This window comes from uncultured Methylobacterium sp. (genome assembly GCF_964242245.1).
GTDB lineage: Bacteria > Pseudomonadota > Alphaproteobacteria > Rhizobiales > Beijerinckiaceae > Methylobacterium.
Window position 1 is genome coordinate 1 of sequence record NZ_CAXTBY010000188.1, and the last position, 4,333, is coordinate 4,333.

6 protein-coding genes and 3 pseudogenes are annotated in these 4,333 nt (G+C 67.3%); 6 read left to right on the top strand and 3 right to left on the bottom strand.

The features are described 5' to 3' along the window. Window positions 1-87: 87 nt before the first annotated feature. The 5 genes and pseudogenes from ACFE8Y_RS20955 to ACFE8Y_RS20975 form a co-directional block, all read left to right on the top strand. A pseudogene (locus ACFE8Y_RS20955) lies at window positions 88-588 on the top strand (IS5 family transposase); the annotation flags it as partial. A 97-nt stretch (window positions 589-685) separates the two neighbouring features. After that, complete coding sequence (locus ACFE8Y_RS20960) at window positions 686-1,099, top strand: transposase (RefSeq protein WP_375466300.1); 414 nt, start codon at window positions 686-688, stop codon at window positions 1,097-1,099. After that, entirely contained in the window at window positions 1,096-1,443 is a 348-nt protein-coding gene (gene tnpB / locus ACFE8Y_RS20965) for an IS66 family insertion sequence element accessory protein TnpB (RefSeq protein ID WP_375466301.1), read from the top strand. The genes ACFE8Y_RS20960 and tnpB overlap by 4 nt, the downstream gene beginning before the upstream one ends. Window positions 1,444-1,544: 101 nt before the next feature. After that, window positions 1,545-2,210: pseudogene (locus tag ACFE8Y_RS20970) on the top strand (transposase); the annotation flags it as partial. Continuing rightward, window positions 2,200-2,499: pseudogene (locus ACFE8Y_RS20975) on the top strand (transposase); the annotation flags it as partial. The pseudogenes ACFE8Y_RS20970 and ACFE8Y_RS20975, both read left to right, overlap by 11 nt. 163 nt (window positions 2,500-2,662) lie before the next feature. Here the strand turns inward: ACFE8Y_RS20975 and ACFE8Y_RS20980 are convergent. Together ACFE8Y_RS20980 and ACFE8Y_RS20985 are read right to left on the bottom strand one after the other, a co-directional pair. Further along, window positions 2,663-3,070 carry a hypothetical protein gene (locus ACFE8Y_RS20980; protein ID WP_375466302.1) on the bottom strand — a complete coding sequence of 136 codons (408 nt, stop codon included), beginning with the start codon at window positions 3,068-3,070 and terminating at the stop codon, window positions 2,663-2,665. 26 nt (window positions 3,071-3,096) lie between these two features. After that, window positions 3,097-3,306, bottom strand: coding sequence for a type II toxin-antitoxin system prevent-host-death family antitoxin (locus ACFE8Y_RS20985; RefSeq protein WP_375466303.1), 210 nt, complete (start codon window positions 3,304-3,306; stop codon window positions 3,097-3,099). Between the two features lie 290 nt (window positions 3,307-3,596). Between ACFE8Y_RS20985 and ACFE8Y_RS20990 the strand changes: the two genes are divergently transcribed. Next, window positions 3,597-3,722 carry a hypothetical protein gene (locus ACFE8Y_RS20990; protein ID WP_375466304.1) on the top strand — a complete coding sequence of 42 codons (126 nt, stop codon included), beginning with the start codon at window positions 3,597-3,599 and terminating at the stop codon, window positions 3,720-3,722. A 40-nt stretch (window positions 3,723-3,762) separates the two neighbouring features. Here the strand turns inward: ACFE8Y_RS20990 and ACFE8Y_RS20995 are convergent. After that, window positions 3,763-4,333, bottom strand: a 571-nt coding sequence (locus ACFE8Y_RS20995) for a GNAT family N-acetyltransferase (protein ID WP_375466305.1), incomplete at its 5' end; no start/stop codon positions are given.

Below are 4,333 nucleotides of genomic sequence, written 5' to 3' on the forward strand. Positions count from 1 at the left end.
CCGCCTCATGATCCGAAAGCTCTGCCAGACCCCAAAATGATCCCGGACAGACTCTGAGGTTTTCCTGTTTTCAGGCCCTAAAGCGTGATGCTGTCAGACGTGCAATGGGGTGAGTTGGAGCCGCTGATCGCGGCCTGCCGCCCAAAAGGCAAGACGCCGCCCCAGGAGCTTCGACGCACGATCTCGGCGATCCTCCGGCGTCACCGGAACGGGGCGAAGTGGCGGGCCAGTCCCGAACAGCTCGGCCCCTGGTGGCAGGCAGCCCAGATCTTCATCCGCTGGGCACGCGCCGGCGTGTGGGAGCGGTTGCTCGACCGCGCGCAGGAGCGCGGCATCGCTTTGGGTATGGTCTTCCTCGACGGCAGCAACGTGCGGGCTCACCAGAAGGCGGCGGGCGCTGCCAAAAGGGGGGCTGCGGCCGAGCGAGATGCGCGTGAAGCACTTGGCCGCTCACGGGGCGGCTATGGCACCAAAGCCTGCGTGATCGCCGACGGTGCGGGCCGGGCCATCGCCTTCCGCCTCGCGCCGGGACAAGCTCACGAACTGCCTCACGCCATCCCCCTGCTCGATCAACTGCCCGGCGTGCCAGGGGCGTACGCGTCCGGTGATGGCCGCGCTCGACGGCATCGCGCACTCGGCTGAAGCCTGACCTTAATGCCGGCGTTAAGGTCAGCGGGTTGGGGCGATGCGGGTCGAGGTACTGGAGGGGGCCGAACGACGGCGGCGCTGGTCGTTCGAGGATAAGGCGCGGATCGTCGAAGCTTCGTACGAGGCGGGAGTGTCGGTGTGTTCGGTGGCGCGCCGGCACGGGATCGCCCAGGGCCTGCTGTTCACGTGGCGACGCCAAGCTCGGCAAGGCCATTTGGGCGGGGACGAGCAGGCCCCGGTCTTCGTGCCCGTCGCGATCACCCCGCAGCCGTCCCCGGCAGTTCCGGCTCTGCAGTCAGATGATCCTGGTGTTCAGGCCCAGCCGCGTCGAGCGCGGCGCAAGACCGGTGTCATGCAGATCGATCTCGGCGGCGGTCGGCGTCTCACGGTCGACCGGGACGTCGATGTCGCGGCGCTGCGTCGGGTGCTCGATGCCCTGGAGGGCCGATGATCCCGCTGCCGGCCAACGTGCGGGTCTGGCTGGCCACCGGCCACACCGACATGCGCAAGGGCTTCTCCAGCTTGGGGATGATCGTCCAGGAGACGCTGCAGCGCGATCCCCATTCCGGGTATCTGTTCGTCTTCCGTGGCCGCCGCGGCGACCTGATCAAGGTGATCTGGCACGATGGCCAGGACGCGTGCCTGTACACCAAGCGGCTCGACCGCGACCGTTTCCTATGGCCGTCGGCAGGGGATGGGGCGGTGACGATCTCAACGGCGCAGTTCGGCTACCTGCTCTCGGGCATCGACTGGCGCATGCCCCAGGAGAGTTGGCGTCCGAGCACCGTCGGCTGAGGATAACGCATTACAAAAGCTGAGTAATATGCTCTTCTGCCAGCGTGCCGAACGCGCCTGAGCCGCTACCGCTTCCCACGGATCTCGCTGCCACCCACGCCATGATCCTGGCCGAGCGGGCGGCGCGGCTCGTGTCCGAGATCGCGGTCGAACGGCTGAAGCTGGAGGTCGCCCGGCTGCGACGGGAGCGCTTCGGAGCCTCCTCGGAACGCAGCACCCGGATCGACCAGCTCGAACTGACGCTGGAGGATCTGGAGGAGACGCTGGCCGAGATCAACGCCCAAGCGACGAGCGAGCCCGAGGCGCACGCCACCACGGCGTCCTCCCAGCGCAAGCCCGCTCGTAGGCCGTTGCCCGAGCATCTGCCGCGCGAGCGCATCGTCCATCCCGGCCCGACGACCTGCGCCTGCTGCGGCGGAGCGCGCCTGCGCCAGCTTGGCGAGGACGTCACCGAGACCCTGGAGCGGATCCCGGCACGCTGGGTCGTGATCCAGCACGTACGCGAGCGCTTCTCCTGCAGCGACTGCGAGACCATCGCGCAGAACCCGGCCCCGTTCCACCCGATCCCGCGGGGCCGGGCCGGCCCGAACCTCCTGGCCGAGGTGGTGATGGCCAAGTTCGGCCTCCACCTACCGCTGCATCGCCAGAGCCAGCGCTTCGCCCATGAAGGCGTGCCGATCGACGTCTCGACGTTGGCCGGCTGGGTCGGGGCCGTCACCACCGCTCTGTCGCCCCTGGTCGCCCGGATCGAGGCCCATGTCCGGGGAGCCGACCGCCTCCCTCTCGACGACACGCCGGTGCCGGTCCTGGCCAAGGGGAAGACCCGCAGGCCGGCTCTGGACGGTGGTGCGCGACGACCGCCCCTTCGGTGGACCCGAGCCGCCGGCCGCGGCCTACTTCTACTCCCTCGACCGCGCCGGCGCGCATGCCGAGACCTGGCTGTGCGACTTCCACGGCCTCGTGCAGGCGGACGCCTTCCCGGGGGTCGGCCGGCTGTACGACCCCGGCCGCAAGCCGGGTCCGATCCGAGAGGCGGCCTGCTGGGCCCATGCCCGACGCAAGTTCTTCGAGCTGGCCGACCTGAAGAAGGCTCCGATCGCGATCGAGGCGGTGAAGGCCGTACCCGTAGGTACACTTTGCTGGCATGCATCGTCTTTGGCGGCGACCATGTCGTTCTTGGCCCCGGCCATCAGCTCCGCATCTTTCACGTTCGCGTCCTTCATTCGGTTCGTGGGACAAGACCTGTCTGTCGGGTCACGTAGAGGGCCAACCATCTCTGTCGGACCTGCTCGAACAGCGCGCGGGGCAGTTCCCCATAGACGACGCTGGCGGGATCGTCCCTACTGGCGCGGCGCAGGTCCGGACCTGGCCAGACGAAGCGGTTGGCCTCGGTGACGATGACCCAGGACTGGGCGTCGTCGAGACCAAGGCGGCGCTTGGTAGCGGCGGGAAGCTCGATCCCGTGGCCGGCCTCGTCCGGCGGCGCGTGCGTGATCGGCAGGGCGACCACGATCCGGTCGCCGGCATCATCCGTGACCGTCAGCAGAACGGCACAGGGCCGGTCCTTGCTGCCTTCCTCTTGACCGCGCCGGTGCTCACGCTGACACAGATAGGCGTAGCGGATCACGAGACCCGGCGTCGGCGCGGGGAACGTCACGCGTCAGGTGTGAGCTCGTGGTCGAACGCGGCGGACGCCGCCGACGGTGCCACCTGCCGCACGGCCTCGGCATCCGCTGCCGTGAATTCCTCGATGCCGAGCACCTTGCGGTCGCGGCGCTTGAGCCGGTGGTATTCCTCGGTCGAGAGCAGGACGCAGATCTCGCGGCCGTTGCGGGTGACGGCCACCGGCTGGCGCAGCGCCATGTCCTAATACCGGCCGATGTTGCGCTGGAAGTCGGCGGCCGAGACGGTAATCACGTCCATGAGTTCCTCTTATGCGTTTCATGCATCTTACATGAATTGCATGATCTGTCCGGCTTCCTGTTTATTTGAATGCCCCTGCAGCGGCTGCACCGCAGCCGCGTTCAGGGATGGGAGCCTCGCGCCGGAGGTGCCGAGGCCGGCATCTGCAACAGCCGCTGCCGCACCTTGCAGACGGCGACAACCCGCATGGCCGTGTGTTGGATGGGCTTGGGGATGCGACGACCCGCACGGTGAAGGGCAATGTACTGGTTCAGACGGTGGCGCTCGATGGCCTTGAGGCCGTAACGGCGATGGTCGAGGCAGATCGCCACGCATTGCTAGTGCAGCTGCGCGTCATCAGCACTCCGGTCACCTGAAAATGCCTGATCGTGGCGGTCAGCGACGCGGACCATATGTTTACTCTCTAAGACCGCCAATTTTTTGCATCTTGATGAGATCGAGCGCGAGGGTCGGCGTTTCGACCGGCAAACGCGTGAAGCCATGATGGCGATAGAACGCTTCGGCTGCCGGAGAAATGGCGTGCACCACGACGAGCCGTGCCGATACTTCCATCGATGCCCACGAGGCGCGGTGTATGACATCGGCGAGCATGGCACGGCCCAATCCGTGGCCTTGCCACGCGCGGTCGATCGCCAGACGACCGAGCAGGATCGCCGGGATATGACGCGGCATGTTCCGGCGCATCGCTCCGGTCACGTCCTGGGCGAGAATTTGTCCCATGTTCAGGGCGGCATAACCGATGATCCGGTTCGCACCGGTCGGGCAGACGACGTAGCTGCGGCTCGCCGCGTTCTGGAGGTTATGCCACGCCCGCTGCCGTAGCCAGTCGTCAAGAACCGGCTCGCCGGAATCGAAGGCCGAACCGTCATGCGCCTCGGTGAGCAGGACCGGCGCGTCGAAAAGGGCCGTCTCCTCAGAGCCTGTTTGAGCGGCTGATCTCAGGCAGGATTGTTGAGAGCGTTGGCGG

Bases quoted from the DNA above. Each gene is read 5' to 3' on its own strand.
- ACFE8Y_RS20985 (WP_375466303.1), bottom strand. From the start codon at position 3,306: ATGGCGCTGCGCCAGCCGGTGGCCGTCACCCGCAACGGCCGCGAGATC.
- tnpB (WP_375466301.1), top strand. From the start codon at position 1,096: ATGATCCCGCTGCCGGCCAACGTGCGGGTCTGGCTGGCCACCGGCCAC.
- ACFE8Y_RS20960 (WP_375466300.1), top strand. From the start codon at position 686: ATGCGGGTCGAGGTACTGGAGGGGGCCGAACGACGGCGGCGCTGGTCG.